Source organism: Palleniella intestinalis (assembly GCF_013166595.1).
Taxonomy (GTDB): domain Bacteria; phylum Bacteroidota; class Bacteroidia; order Bacteroidales; family Bacteroidaceae; genus Prevotella; species Prevotella intestinalis.
On the sequence record NZ_JABKKG010000006.1, the window covers coordinates 157,769 to 173,431 of the forward strand.

Here is a 15,663-nt window from a genome sequence, read left to right on the forward strand (position 1 = left end):
CTTAATAACAAAAGCATAATCTTAAAACCAATCATCAAACAAAGAAAATCTATGAAAGTTGTATGCGTTCATACTGCAATGGCTCTGGTAGGGCCGTTGACAGAGACATTCAAGAGGCTCATTCCGGAAGTGGAGGTTGAGCATATCGCCGAGAGTTCACTGATAAAGGAGGTCATTGCCAACAATGCCATGACTCCTGCTGTGCGCCGCCGCCTGCTGGACTACTATAACGCCGCTGCGGATTCCGGTGCGGATGTGATTTTCAACACCTGCTCTTCCGTGGGCGACATAGCAGACCTCGGCAACCAAATCTGCCGCATCCCGGTGTTCAGAATCGACAAGCCGATGGCTGAAAAGGCTGTGCAGGAAGCAAAAAGGATCGGTGTAATCTCCACCCTTCCTACCACTCTCGACCCTACATGCCGCCTTTTGCAGAACTGCGCAAAGGCGGCCGGCAAGGAAATAGAGCTCGTGGAGGGACTCGCTGACGGAGCTTTCGCTGCCGGACAGAGCGGAGACGGTGAGACACACGACCGCCTTATCGCCGAGGCAGCACAGAAGATTGCGGACAAGGTGGACATGTTTGTGCTTGCGCAAGGCTCTATGGAGCGCATGGAAAAGCGTCTCGCAGAACTCACAGGCAAGCCGGTTCTCTCATCGCCTTGTCTCGGTGTGCTCGGTCTGAGAAAGTATCTCGGATTATAAGAAACGGCTTATAATACAAAAAAAAACTGATTATAACATTGCAACAAACTACTTGTAATCTGGCTAAAACACAACTTTCCCCTGTTCTCAAAACAGTTTTTCTGCTTTGGAAACAGGGGATTTCTTATGCCACAATCCACTCTCAGAACGCTGAAAGGACGGCTATCACGGCAAGGATGCCCACGAACACCGTTGCCGGCACACACACTGCTCGCATCGGCAAGCGTCCACCGGCATTGGCTGTGCCTGTCGAAAAAGCAGCATTCCATGCCACAACCCATTTGTAAACAAAGAACATCAGTGTGGCAGACACCGCTCCCACCGCTGCTCCGACAAGCAAATCGGTAGGGTAATGCACACCGAGATACATACGCGAGTACACCTGCGAGAGCATCCACACCGTCATTGTCACGGCAAGAACCCTGCTGCGGAACTGCCAAAGGAGTATGGTCAGCAACGCCATCGTGTTCGCTGCATGGCACGAAGGCATGCCGTATGGCGCGCCACGGTAGTCGTGCACGATGTGAATAACTGCAGAAAGAGGATTGTCAAGGTTGGACGGACGCAACCTTTCCGCCCATGGACGGATGACATGGGAGCACATCTGGTCGGCAAGGAGAATGGTAAGTCCCACAGCGACAATGTACAACAGCCCCCTTCTCCACCCCAGCGAGCGCACCACGGCGTATGCAACGGCAAGGTACATCGGTATCCATGTGAACCTGTAAGTCAGCATCCACATGTACTCATCCATATACTCAAAATGATGGGAATTGACCCATAAAAGTATCGCTTCATCCATATCGTGTCTTGTAAAGTAACGTATTTTTCTGCAAAAGTACTACTTTTTTCCCGCAAACGGCTGACAATGTCAAAAAAAAACATTAATTTTGCATTTCGGAACAATGATTTCCAACCATGTAACAAACAAGAAAAACCAAGAGCAAACATGAAAGAATACAAGAGAACTACCGTAACAGCCGCCCTGCCGTATGCCAACGGCGGTGTGCACATCGGCCACCTTGCCGGTGTCTATGTCCCTGCGGACATCTACGTACGCTACCTGCGCCTGAAGAAGAAGGACGTCATCTTCATCGGCGGCTCTGACGAACACGGCGTGCCTGTGACCATCCGCGCACGCAAAGAGGGCATCACCGTGCAGGAGGTTGTCGACCGTTACCACAACTTGATAAAGGACTCTTTCGAGAAGTTCGGTATCTCTTTCGACATATACAGCCGCACAACATCCGACATACACCACAAGTTCGCCTCCGACTTCTTCCGCACTCTCTACGAAAAGGGTGAGCTTGAAGAGATTACAGAAGAGCAGTACTGCGACGAGGTGACAGGGGAATTCCTCACCGACCGTAACATTGTCGGCACTTGCCCGCGATGCGGAGCAGAGGGAGCATACGGCGACCAGTGTGAGAAATGTGGCGCAACACTTTCTCCGGACGAACTTATCAACCCTACAAACAAGAACAATCCGGGTCACGGACTTGTCAAACGACCAACAAAAAACTGGTATCTGCCGCTCGGAAAATACCAGGATTGGCTGAAGGAATGGATACTTGAAGGCCACAAGGAGTGGCGTCCGAATGTCTACGGACAGTGCAAGTCATGGCTTGACATGGACCTCCAGCCGCGCGCAATGACACGCGACCTTGACTGGGGCATACCTGTTCCGGTGGAAGGGGCTGAGGGAAAGGTGCTCTACGTGTGGTTTGACGCGCCTATCGGCTATATCTCCAACACAAAGGAGCTCTGCGACCGGAACCCTGAGAAGTTCGGAAAATGGGAGCAGTGGTGGCAGGACGAGGACACAAAGCTCGTGCATTTCATCGGAAAGGACAACATTGTGTTCCACTGTCTCATCTTCCCTGTCATGATGAAGGCTCACGGTAAGTACATCATGCCTGACAATGTGCCTTCCAATGAGTTCCTTAACCTCGAGAATGACAAAATCTCCACATCGCGCAACTGGGCAGTATGGCTTCACGAGTACCTCGTTGACATGCCCGGAAAGCAGGATGTGCTGCGCTATGTCCTCACCGCCAACGCACCGGAGACCAAGGACAACAACTTCACATGGAAGGACTTCCAGGAGCATAACAACTCGGAACTTGTGGCGATTTACGGCAATTTCGTCAACCGCGCGCTGCAGCTGACAAAGAAATATTTCAACGGTGTAGTCCCTGCCTGTGGCGAACTCCTTGACGTTGACAACAATGCGATAGCAGAATTCAAGGATGTCAAGAAGAACGTTGAGGAACTTCTTGACCAGTATAAGTTCCGCGAGGCACAAAAAGAGGCTATGAACCTTGCACGCATCGGCAACCGTTACATCACAGAATGTGAGCCGTGGAAGGTGTGGAAGGAAGACCCGAAGCGTGTCGAGACAATACTTTACGTCTGCCTCCAGCTCACCGCCAACCTCTCAATCGCATTCGAACCGTTCCTGCCGTTCTCATCAAAGAGGCTGCGCGAGATGCTTTCCATGGACACATTTGAATGGGAGCAGCTCGGCACAATGGACATCCTCCCTGTCGGAAAGCAGCTCAACGAGCCTGCACTCCTCTTTGAAAAGATTGAGGACAGCGTGATAGACGCACAGCTGCAGAAGCTCGAAGACACAAAGCGTGCCAACGAAGCAGCCAACTTTGAGCCTGAACCAATCAAGGAGAACGTGGACTTCGAGACCTTCGAGAAGCTTGACATACGTGTCGGACTGGTGATTTCCTGCGAGAAAGTGAAGAAGTCGAAGAAGCTCCTCAAGTTCCACATTGACGACGGAACAAAGGACGGACGCACAATCCTGTCAGGCATTGCGCAGTATTACGAAGACCCTCAGGTGCTTGTAGGCAAGCAGGTGCTCTTCGTTGCCAACTTCGCTCCTCGCAAGATGATGGGCGAAGAATCACAGGGCATGATACTCTCAGCAGTGAACTACGACGGCACTCTGCACGTCACCTCCACTCTTGACCAAGAGGTGAAGCCGGGGTCTGTGGTGGGATAAGCCAAGAAAAGGCAACAAAGATAAGCTGAAACAACTCATCAAAGTTAGTAATCAGGCATCATGATGTATCATGAGAAAACATGGTACATCATGATGCTTGATTGTCAATCCCCACAAACATCAACCCGCAGATAATCAGCCAGTTAAAAGAAACCACAACAGCTCAAAAACAAAAGGTAACGTTTTACCCCACAAAAAGTAACACTTTACATAGCCAAAGGTAACCTTTCGCATTGTGAAAGGTTACCTTTGGTTTTCTGTATCATGGCATAACTGAAAATGCCCGGTCATCACAGGTTCATCACATCCTCATCAAACGTCTCTTTCACCATCGCTTTCGCCTTCACCATGGAGCGGTGGTTGTAAATCGTTTGCGTACTGTAGTTAAGCAAAACGGCTATCTTCGCACTGTCATTTATGCCAAGTCGCACCAGCGCAAAGATACGCAAATCAAGGTTCATCGCACCGCCCATGCCAAGACTTATCCTGCTTTCGGGCTGTAGAAGAGCATTGAATTTTTCAATGAAATCAGGGAACGCAAGCAAGAAAGCCTTGTCGAAATTGTTGAAGAACTCCTTCGCCTCCGCCTCCGTCATGCGCGACGGATTAGCAAGTTTCATTAGGTCGGCAACTTGGTTCGCCTTCACCTTTCTTTGTACAGTAGTCTGAAAATGAGTAAGTTTGGCTATATACGCCGCCGTAAGTTCCATAAACATGCTTATGACACTCTCCCTCTGCCTCGTCATAAGCAGCAGTTCCTTGTTCGCCCTGTCAAGACTTGCATTCGTGCGCTCAGCCTTCTCCATTGCCGCGCTCAGCGATTCGTTGGCAACAGTCAATGCCAACCGGCTCTTTTTCACCCTTTTATGGTCAACGAGAAGGAGGGCGGCAACGACAAGAAGCAGCACCGCCATGACGCCAACCGCCATAATAACGTAGCCACGCTGACGGCTGCGCTCGACAAGCTGACGCTCATAATTATTCACAATTGACGGTATCTTCCGCGAAATTTCCAGCAGACGGAGACGGTTTCCGAAGAAGATGGCATCGTCAAGCGAATAGTCCAAATACATGTTAGCACGCTCATAATCAGGCGTTTTGTCATTCACCATATCCAAAGCAAGGGTCTGCAAAGCCAGATTTTCCTTCAACGGACAGATTTGGTCGCTGATGGCGGCACGAACAATGTAATCACGACGCATCTTCTTGTCCCCCAAAGCAGTAGCTGCAGAAGCCATTCCGAAAGTTATCTGGGCATAAAGGCGCTCGTAAACTGCCACTCCAGACAACGCTTTCTCATAAAGTTCCAATGCCTTGCGGTGGTCATTCCGCTTAATTTCCTGCTCAGCTTTCATGTAATACCACGATGCCGTACCCTCCTGAAGCACAGAGATTAGAGAATCCAAATAGACATTTTCCTTAGCATGATAACCTTCAGAATAGGCAGTCCCCTCGGCATATTCCGCAAGAACACCGTAACACCACTCATAAACCATGTAGTAGTCGGGCAGAATCCAATCGGGAATTTCCTCACGGCTGATGCTGCCAAGACAGCCCAAAGCCTCATGGAAAAGCCCTGCCGTGGTGAGCATGTCCGCCTTGTGGATTATGGCAAGGTTAGCATAATCCGTGCTTCCTGCCCTGAGGGCCTCACCATGGAGCTTGTCGGCATAAGCCATTGCCGAATCAAATCTGAATGTTGAATATTCCTCATAGACGGAGTTCAGGTGCTTCAATCGCTCCGTGGGAACGGTGGTTTTAGCAAGTTTTGATTTCACACGCTCTATGGTCTGCTCCTTCAAACGCACATAATGGTCGCGCTTTGCAAGGACTTTGTCCAATGAATCAATACTGACGGTCTCGCCTTTGGCAATGGCAGCCGTAAGAAAAATCAGGAAAAGGATTATTGATTTGCGCATAGGGGTAATGTGTTAGTTTATCTCTTGCAAAGATAATGCAAACCGAATGCAATAGAGCTTGCTCTTAATTGCTGAGGTGCAGCTTATCTTATGCAAAGATAATGCAAACCGAATGCAATAGAGCTTGCTCTTAATTGCTGAGGTGCAGCTTATCTTATGCAAAGATAATACTTTTCCTGCATTCCACCAAATAATTCAATTAATTATATTTACCCGAAACATCAAAATATGAAATATTACTATTTTGATTACCAACTAATTACACAAAATAGTACACTACTGTACATTTACCGCGCAATTACTTAACGGAACAACCTAAAGAAAATCATATTATCTTTGCCGACGGAAACCCAAAAACCTAAAAGATATACACCACATGAAAAGAACATCTCTACTTGCTTTGACCTTTGCGGCAACCGTCGCAAGCAGTGCAGCCACGGAAAAGCGTGACACAACAGCATCCGTCACGCAGGAAAAGAAGGAGGAACGCAACGTCATGCTTAACGCCTCCGACGCCAACAAACCGCGTGAAATCCAAATCGGACTGCCAAGCGAGGACATCAATGTCTATGAAAACGGACTCCCTGCCGTCTATTCTTCCGCTGTGCATAAGCTCTCCGCCCATTGGCGCAGCGACAATTCCCTTGGCGAAGTGTCGCTCATGACTCCTTCGGAATCGGCAATCGCCACGGGAAACATAGCATACTCCGTCAACAGCAACAGCCGATGGGGAGAGAAAGACTTCCATGCCGTACTCTCATACAAGGCTAACCACTTCGGTTGGCAGAACTTTGACATGAACGTTTCAGGGGAAATCACCGACAATCTGCTCTTCACAGCGTCCGTCTATCAGAACTTCGACCCGGGCAGTTTCAAACTGAAATTCACGGATTATGCCGACCGCACACAGTTATATCATCTCGGTTTGACGCACCTTCTGCCAAACAACCGCGGACGCATATCCCTCATGTATAAGCATTCACGTAACGAAAACCCGGGCAATTTTTCCAGTGCTGCACCGTTTATATATAAAGGCGACGGCAGCGTTGAGGAACTTCCGGGCTTCAAACTGGGAACAAGTTCTTATGTGCCACACAACGGTTCTTTCCACTACATGGACATTATGACCGGCGAAATGAAGACTTGGAACCTTGGGGACGATGACCGGAACATGGCAAATGAGCTTACTCTGGTCGCCGATTACCGCTTCAACAAAGAATGGAAGGGCAGCCTCTCGTTCAAATGGATGGACGCTCCACGCGCCAAATATGTGGATTTCGGTGGAAGCTCCATATCAGAAGTCTGTGCCGACGACAACTATATGCTTGACGACGGTTCTATATATACCGGACTGAAGGAAGGCAGAAGAACTTGGCTTCATGACGGCAAGGTGAAAAATGTCCTTCTCACAACGGAGCTGCAGAAGACTTTCCGCACCAACACACTGAAACTCGGACTTAACCAATGGCACTATTCACTGGACTATCATTCAGCCTCCATGCAGTGGGACGCCACAGTCGAGGAATATCCCCGTATGCTTAACTCCACTTATGGCTATAACGAACTGAGCCCGGAATACACAAAAGGCTACGAAAACAAACTTGCCTTCTATGCCACGGACCAATGGCAGGCAACGCGACGCCTTAACATCTTCGCCGGAGCACGCCTTGAGTACTACCGCATGAACGCTGACCGCATCCCGATGACCCGCTTCAACGGCTTCCATATTGGAGCGACTTCGCCTGTCGACGGCTCAACAGTGGCTGTGGAAAACATTGTGAAAAACAAGCTCAACTATGCCGCCACGCTCCGTGCCACCTACACTTTGAACCATGGTTTCGGACTTACCGCGGACGCAACCGTAGCGACACGATTCCCACGCATTAACGAATATGCCGGCACCGGACCGACAGAAGAGCAGTACAAACGCGTAACCATCCCTCTCGTCCGTGGCGGAATGACATACCGCAATTCATGGCTTGACCTCACTTCCATGGTCAGCTACATCGGAAAGACAAACAACATCGACCAGCAAAACCTCACACGCCCCGGAAGCACCGAAAGCAAGACAGTCCTGCTCATCTACGGCATACAAACCATAGGGTGGACAACATCGGCTGAGATAACGCCCTTCAAAGGGGCACACCTCCACGCTTTGCTGACACTCCAAAAGCCTACATACAAGGATTACAACGCATCAGTGACATTTTCTGACGGCACCGGCATGGCTGTGAATGCCAACGGGAACATTGTAAAAGAGATTCCACAGACAATAATAGAACTTGACCCAAGCTATAACATCACCGATGACCTGCGTCTTTGGCTCAGTTTCCGCTATTTCGGCAAGACCTACGCAAACCTTCAGGAATCACTTTTCTTCAACGGACGCTGGGAATCCTTCGGCGGAATAAACTGGAAAGTGAACAAAAACCTCAGCCTCAACGCCACTGTCATCAACTTCCTAAATCAAAAAGGGGCAAGCGGCACAATCAACGGAAGCGAACTTATCTCGAAAGAGGATGCTCATCTGTTTGCGGGACATTACATGAGCGGCAACTATCTTCGTCCGTTCACACTTGAATTTGGCATGAAACTTGAATTTTAACCTAACAATATACAAACAATGAAACCTGTACTACTATCATTATTGCTCTTATCTTCAGCAACGAACATCGACGCACAGCGCATCGACATCTCAACATCAAAAACCGACCTGATACTGAAAGTGGGAGACAACAAACGCCTCTACCAAACCTATCTCGGGGAAAAACTACTGAACAAGTCCGACGGTGACATCCTGCCTTGGCACGTTAAGGGCGGCAGCGATGGAAGTGTCTCGGAACGAGGATGGGAAGTTTATCCCGGTTCCGGTGCGGAGGACTACTACGAACCGGCACTTGCCATGACCCACTATGACGGAAATCTTACGACAATCCTGCAATATTCCGACCATACACAGCAGCAGACGCCCTTCGGAGCAATAACGGAGATACGCCTGAAGGATAAGCTCTACCCTGTGGAAGTGACTCTCCATTATGAGTCCTACTACAAAGAGAACATCATAAAGACATGGGCAACAATCAGCAACAACGGTAAAAGTGCGGTGGCATTGTGGCGCTATGCCTCGGCAATGCTCTACTTCAACCGCAGCGAATACTATCTCACTGAGTTCTCAAGCGACTGGGCAAAGGAGGCGCAGATGCGCACCCAACCGCTCTGTTTCGGAAAGAAAGTCATCGACACAAAGTTGGGAAGCCGTGCCGCCATGCACACACACCCGTTCTTCGAGATAGGATTGGACACGCCTGCAAGCGAGAACCGTGGCGAGGTTCTCATGGGAACACTTGCATGGACTGGGAATTTCCAATTCACTTTTGAGGTGGACAATGTGGGGAATCTGCGCATCCTGCCGTCCATAAACCCTTATGCCTCAACCTACGAGGTGGCGGCAAAAGAGAGTTTTGCCACACCTGAGTTCATCTTCACACTATCACAGCACGGCACCAGCGAGGGAAGCCGCGACTTGCAGCGTTGGGCAAGGCTCTACCAACTCAAAGACGGCATGGGCGACCGCATGACTTTGCTCAACAACTGGGAGAACACTTACTTCGATTTCGACCAGAATCTTCTTGCGCAACTTATGAACGAAGCAAAGGAACTCGGAGTGGACATGTTCCTCCTCGACGACGGGTGGTTTGGCAACAAGCATCCCCGTAAGAACGACCGGGCAGGTCTTGGCGACTGGCAACCAACGAAATCAAAACTGCCCGGTGGCATCCACGCCCTTACAGAGTCAGCAAAAACGGCAGGAGTGAAATTCGGACTATGGATAGAACCCGAGATGGTAAACCCTAAAAGTGAACTTTTTGAGAAACATCCTGACTGGGCTTACACCCTCCCTGACCGCAAGACATACTACTATCGCAACCAACTTGTCCTTGACCTCAACAACCCTGAGGTTCAGGAGCATGTCTACAAAGTGGTGGAAGACATACTTAGGAACAACCCGGACGTGGCATATTTCAAATGGGACTGTAATTCTCCGATAACAAACATATTCTCACACTACCTCAAGGAGAAGCAGCAGCAACTCTACATCGGTCATGTGCGCGGACTCTACAAAGTGCTGCAGCGCATCAAGAAGAATTTCCCCGACACCCCAATGATGCTCTGCTCGGGTGGCGGAGCACGCTGCGACTACGAGGCACTGAAATACTTCACCGAGTTCTGGTGCTCTGACAACACAGACCCTGTGGAACGACTCTTCATACAATGGGGCTTCTCCCAATTCTTCCCTGCCAAGGCTATGTGCGCCCATGTGACAAGCTGGAACAAGCAGACTTCCGTGAAATTCCGCACCGATGTAGCGTCAATGGGCAAGTTGGGCTTTGACATCGGACTCAAAGACCTCTCTCCCACAGACCTCCTCTATGTCCAAAACGCCATAAAGAACTGGAACCGTCTGAAACCGGCAATCCTCGACGGTGTGCAGTACCGTCTCGTTTCGCCTTACGAAAGCAACCACACTGCCACAATGTACACCACGGAAGATGCCACAAAGGCTGTCCTCTTCGCCTTCGACATACACCCTCGCTTTGCCGAGAAGCTCCACAAAGTGAAGCTGCAAGGTCTGATTCCAACGGCAAACTATCGCGTTAAAGAAATAAATGTCATGCCTATGATAGACACAACAAAGTCCGCAAAGCAGAGAAGTTCTGCCGCTCCTAATCCGTCATACAAGTCAACATGGGCTTCCGACAATAAGGTCTTCAGCGGCGATTTTCTCATGAAGGTCGGTCTTGATGTGTTCACTGCGCAAGAGACACAGAGCCATGTCATCGAACTGACAAAGGAGTAATGTCATGAAATAAGAGACCTTCTAACACAACAAATCCGTGATACATGCCCTCTTTTGAGAGTGTATCACGGATTACATGTTAATCAGACGACTGAACAAGTCGTCAGTTCATTTTATCAATAGCCGGGGTTCTGCCATCCGGCGCCATTGGTGATTGTCGCCAAATATGTCGTGGAGATAGGGCGCAGAGCATACTCAGGAGTGAAGAACTTAGCCAGGTCAGGGTGTGTCTCCTGCAGATAGTTGGCATCCTTGAACATACCGGTGCGCTTCAGGTCATAGAAACGGCTGTACTCGCCACACAACTCCCTGCCACGCTCGTCAAGCACAGTGCGTACAGAGGCAGTGCCTGAGAGGGCGTTTGCCCCTGCTCTTGTGCGCACCTTGTTAATATACGCCATCGCACCACTGCCACCGTTGAGATAAATGTCAAGCTCGGCAGCGATAAGGTAAACCTCAGCCATGCGCATGATGAACGTAGCATTCAGGTTTGCGAAACGGTTCTTGCTCTCGTTAACAACATAGATGTTGCTGGAGTTGTGCTTGCTCAATGAAGGATAGAAGTAACGCCAGTGGTTCTCTGCATTGCCGGAAGTCATGATTACGTTACGGTCGGCGTCACTGTACACCTTCTTATAGTCCACAAGCAGATAAGAAGCATTGGCAGCATTGGCAACCTCCGATGCGTAACCGGCATCCTGCGGCATGACAAACTTAATGGCAAGGTCACCGATAGCCTTGGAATTCTGTGTCTTGTCAAGGATGTTCTCCTGGAATTTCAGGGTCTTTCCTACGACAGAAGCGTCCTTGCCATAAGTCTTTGCGTCGCCGTCCGTCCATGTGTAGTCACGGTTGCAGTTCCACTCTGTGACAAAGGATTTGTGGAAACGCGGGTCAAGTGAGCCGTCTTCCTGCACGAAAAGGTTGAGCAGATGCCGGGTAGGCATGAAGCTGCCTGTCTGTCCGCCTTCCCATGTCTGTCGCGCCTGTGGATTGTCCTGACGCGCAGCGAAATGGTTGATGGCAGCGAGGAACATCTCATCATTGCGGTTACACTTCTGCGCACCGTTGGATGAGCCATGGCCGTCGCTTCCGGAATACCAGCGATGCTTCCACAAAGCCTCCTTGTTCTCCCAGCTGTTGTCCTGCTTGAAGACATCCTCAAAGTTGGAATACATGTATGCTCCATACTGCGAACCGCCATTCTCACAGTCGGTTATAAGAGCCTTTGCTGCGTCCATACCCTTCTGCAGGAACTCCGTAGAACCATACTCGTAAGTCTGAAGGCAAGCCTTTGCGAGGAATCCCAATGCCGATTTCTTTGTGGGAGTCGTGCAAGTTGCGTCGGTTCCCTTGTCAAGATATTGCGTAGCGAACTCAAGGTCAGGGATAATCACCTCCTTATATATTGTCAATGGGTCAGTGCGCTCAGGCGCATAGTTAGGCACGCCAAGGTCAGTGACCTTCACCACTCCGCCAAACTGCTCCACAGCATTGAAATAGTAAACAGCGCGCATGAAGCGAGCCTGTGCTATGCTGTTGTTGCGCTTTGCCTCGGAAATAGGCGGATTGGCAGCATAAGCGATGGCAGTGTTGCAGCTTCCGATACCGTCATAAATAGCATTCCAGATAGTGTTTGTGTATGTCGTGTTAGCACTCGCACCGCCAAAGAACCAGAAATACTGTGTGTTGCTGTTGCCGTCATTGGCCTTTGTTGTCCAAAGGTCTGTGTCAGCCTCTGTCAACTGCATGTAGCCGTCAGTGCCGTAGAGGACACGCTCCGCGCCGAAATAAATCTGGTTAAGGATAGCCTGATAGCCGTCCTCTGTCATGGTCACAGTGTCGAAGGTGAAGCCTCCCGGGTTCTTCTCGTCCAAGGAGCAAGAGCTGAGAAGTGCCAATGATGATAATGCGAAGACTCCTGTTATCTGCTTTATGTATCTTTTCATAAGTCTGTTTCGTTAGAAGGTTAGGTTGATGCCGATGACATACTGCTTGTAGGTCGGGAAGCTGTCAGCTCCGCCGGTCTCAGGGTCAGTGTCGTTAAGGCGTGAGTCCATTGAGAAGATGAACGGATTGTAGGTTGTGAAGTAGACGCGGCAGTTCTCTATCAATGCCTTGCGTGTCCAGCTCTTTGGCAATGTGTAGCCGAGAGTGATGTTCTTTATCTTGATGAAAGAGCCGTCAACGACACGGAGTGAAGAGTAGACAGTGGCCTGCTTGCCTCCTGTACCCGGGCGTGGATAGAACGCTCCCTGATTGTCCTCTGTCCAATAGTCGACGCCTGACGGCTGGTTCTTTGTCAGACTGTTGTCTGCCGTATAGTAGCCGAGCATGCTGCTCTCTATGGTCTGGCCGAAACGTCCCATGGCATAGATTGTCAGGTCAAGGTTCTTGTAAGTAAAGGTGTTGTTCAGACCGAGAATCCAGTTAGGGTTTCTGTGACCGAGAATGCGGCGATCGTCCTCGCCATACTTGTGCACACCATTGTCAGAAACACCTTTAGCATCAAACTTCTCGTTTGTCTCAACCTTTATGAAGCCCGGCTCCACGCCATAAGCGTCAAGCGTAGCCTTGTCAGTGTCAGTGCCCCAGATTCCTGCATATTTGTATCCATAGACAGCCTTTATCGGTGAGCCGACGAACAGGTTCTCAGCGATGAGGTCGCCGTCAGGGAGTTCCTCTATCCTTTCTTTCTGCCATGTTCCGGTGAGAGATGTGTTCCAAGAGAAGTCCTTTGTCCTTATGTTACGGCTGTTGATAGTAAACTCAACGCCGTGGTTGCTTGTCTTGGCAAGGTTCTGCCATACCTTCAATGGTGAGCCCCAGCCGGTGATGCCTGTAGTGCTCGGCATCTGTCGTGCGAAGAGCAGGCCACGAGTCTTTGTGCTGAACCACTCGACAGAGCCGTCGATGCGGCTGTTAAGGACAGAGAAATCCAGACCGATGTTCCAGTTGTAGGACTTCTCCCATGTGAGGTCAGGACTTGCGTAAGTGCCTGTGTACTGGTAGAAAGGCACGATTTTGCCGTCCACTGTCACGCCGGAACTGCTGTAAGCGTAAGGCTGTGACTGTGTGCCGTAAGCGCCGATGCCGCCGGAGTTGCCTGTGATACCCCAACCGATGCGCACCTTCAGGTTGTCAAGCCAACTGCTCATGCCTCCCATGAACGCCTCGTCAGAGATGCGCCATGCCACGGCAGCTGCCGGGAAACTCTCCCATTTGTTGCCTTCGGAAAGCCATGAGACACCGTCCCAACGGTTGGAGGCTGTGAAGAGATAGCGTCCTTTGTAAGAATAGTTGAAGCGTACGGCATAAGACATCTTCTGAGTCTGTGTGTACTCAGACTTGATGTACTGTGATGTTGCAGCGTTCAGGCGGTGGAAAAGCCATTGGTCCATTGTCTGTCCGGAACCGCCGGCAGTTGTCGGCTCGCTCTGTGACTCTGACCATGATGTGATGAACGTGCCACCGATGCTATGGTCCTTTGCTATGGTCGTGTTGTATGCGAACACATTCTCCCATGTATAGCTCCAGCTGTCGTTGAACACCTTCTCGGCATGAGGCGTTCCCGCGTATGTAGGGCGGTTGGCATTACAGAGCGCCCCCCAATAGAGTCCCTGGCGAGCGTGGGATGTGGAGCCTGAAATCTGGCTTCGTATGCTCATCCCCTTGAACGGAGTAAGCTCAAGGAAACCGGTGGCATTCACGTAAGTAGTGTGGGTCTCGTTGGCATACTGGTTAGGGATGAAGTCGCCAAGCGGAGAATATTGTCCGTTGATATACTCTGAAACGATGTTTCCCTCAGCATCGTAAGCATCGCCGAGAGGGAACGCAGTGAGCGCGCGGGTGAATGTGTTCTTCACGCCACGGTCATGGTTAGAGTAAGTAAGGTTGGATGTGAAACCAACTTTTGCCCACTTGTTTATCTCCTGATCGACATTCAGGCGCAGAGCATACTTGTCGCGCTGCTCGTTGGAAAGCAGGCCCTTATCCTTGGAATAGATAGCGGAAGCATAGATTTTCGTCTTGTCTGTGCCGCCTGTTACTGACAAGCTGTATTTCTGCGTGGTAGCCTTGTTGCCAGAAACAAGGTCCACCCAATCAATCCACTTGCCTGCATTGTAAGCGTCAAGATAGTCCTGATTGCCGAACAGCGTAGCCATGTCGGCAGCATAGTTGCCGTGCTCATATTTGTAAGCCTCCTGATGATAGTTCACCCACTCATCGCCGGTCATGCTGTTCTCATAGTTTGGGGCACCGCTCCAACCATAGTAAGCATCAAAATTGACACGCACCTTGCCTGTCTGTCCGCGCTTTGTGGTGATGATAACCACACCGTTGGCACCGGCAGAACCGTAGATAGCCGTTGAAGAGGCATCCTTCAGCACGTCAATAGTCTCGATGTCCGAAGGGTTCACCTCGGAATAGCTTCCCGGAATGCCGTCGATGATGAACAGCGGCTCGTTGCTTCCGTATATGGAGCGTGTGCCACGGAGCAGGATTTCCGGCTCATCGCCAATCTGTCCGGAACCTTTCACGATGTCCATACCGGCAACCTTTCCCTGCAAAGCCTCCATGGCATTGCTTGTAGGAGCGATGACGATGTCCTCGTTCTTTATGGATGCCACGGCACCGGTGACATCGCGCTTCTTCACCGTGCCGTAGCCGATGACCACCACCTCGTCCATCACCTGCGAGTCGGGAGCAAGCTGCACCTTCATTCCGTTGTGCGCCTTCACGGTCTGCGTGATGTATCCCACGTAGGAGATTTCGATTGTCGCACCGTCAGAAGCGTTCACTGAGAAGTTGCCGTCAAGGTCTGTGATGGCGGCAGCCTGTGAGTTCTTCACCTTGATTGTCACTCCAATCATCGGTTCGCCTGCCTCGTCGACAACAGTGCCCTTGATTGCATTCTGCCGCGCCTGCACAAAAGTGTTCACACTGCCACCGGCAAGTGCCGACAGAGGTGACATCGTTGCTGCAAAACCGGCTACCAACATAGCTTTCATAGCTTTGTTGACAAAAGTTTTCTTCTTTTGCATAAATGTTAAGTTAGTTCTAATAAAAATGTGACTTGTATGCACATGTAACTAAAGATTATGTGGCGCAAATTTAGCAAAATAAATATATAATGGTAGTATCTACACTATCCAATTAACACA

The 15,663-nt window shown here is 50.2% G+C and carries 8 protein-coding genes; 4 read left to right on the forward strand and 4 right to left on the reverse strand.

Going from position 1 to position 15,663, the window contains the following annotated elements; translation table 11 throughout:
• Positions 1-51 precede the first annotated feature (51 nt).
• Positions 52-705, forward strand: a complete 654-nt coding sequence (locus HPS57_RS09890; RefSeq protein ID WP_172182659.1) for an aspartate/glutamate racemase family protein — start codon at positions 52-54, stop codon at positions 703-705.
• 142 nt (positions 706-847) lie between these two features.
• Here HPS57_RS09890 and HPS57_RS09895 read toward each other — a convergent pair whose 3' ends face one another.
• The gene (locus tag HPS57_RS09895) at positions 848-1,507 is read right to left on the reverse strand and encodes a phosphatase PAP2 family protein (protein WP_172182661.1); all 660 of its coding nucleotides are present in this window, start codon (positions 1,505-1,507) and stop codon (positions 848-850) included.
• Positions 1,508-1,654: 147 nt separating this feature from the next.
• On the opposite strand from HPS57_RS09895, the gene metG reads away from it, so the two are divergent.
• Positions 1,655-3,721, forward strand: coding sequence for a methionine--tRNA ligase (metG, locus tag HPS57_RS09900; protein WP_172182663.1), 2,067 nt, complete (start codon positions 1,655-1,657; stop codon positions 3,719-3,721).
• A gap of 290 nt (positions 3,722-4,011) precedes the next feature.
• Here metG and HPS57_RS09905 read toward each other — a convergent pair whose 3' ends face one another.
• Positions 4,012-5,640, reverse strand: a complete 1,629-nt coding sequence (locus tag HPS57_RS09905) for a SusR-related protein (RefSeq protein WP_172182665.1) — start codon at positions 5,638-5,640, stop codon at positions 4,012-4,014.
• Between the two features lie 376 nt (positions 5,641-6,016).
• On the opposite strand from HPS57_RS09905, the gene HPS57_RS09910 reads away from it, so the two are divergent.
• Both HPS57_RS09910 and HPS57_RS09915 read left to right on the forward strand, forming a co-directional pair.
• Complete coding sequence (locus HPS57_RS09910) at positions 6,017-8,245, forward strand: TonB-dependent receptor (protein WP_172182667.1); 2,229 nt, start codon at positions 6,017-6,019, stop codon at positions 8,243-8,245.
• Between the two features lie 18 nt (positions 8,246-8,263).
• The gene (locus HPS57_RS09915) at positions 8,264-10,498 is read left to right on the forward strand and encodes an alpha-galactosidase (RefSeq protein ID WP_172182669.1); all 2,235 of its coding nucleotides are present in this window, start codon (positions 8,264-8,266) and stop codon (positions 10,496-10,498) included.
• A 116-nt stretch (positions 10,499-10,614) separates the two neighbouring features.
• Here the strand turns inward: HPS57_RS09915 and HPS57_RS09920 are convergent, their stop codons facing one another.
• Positions 10,615-12,447 carry a RagB/SusD family nutrient uptake outer membrane protein gene (locus HPS57_RS09920; protein WP_172182671.1) on the reverse strand — a complete coding sequence of 611 codons (1,833 nt, stop codon included), beginning with the start codon at positions 12,445-12,447 and terminating at the stop codon, positions 10,615-10,617.
• 12 nt (positions 12,448-12,459) lie between these two features.
• A complete protein-coding gene (locus tag HPS57_RS09925) occupies positions 12,460-15,543 on the reverse strand; it encodes a SusC/RagA family TonB-linked outer membrane protein (protein ID WP_172182673.1) in 3,084 nt (1,027 codons plus the stop codon).
• Between the last annotated feature and the right edge of the window lie 120 nt (positions 15,544-15,663).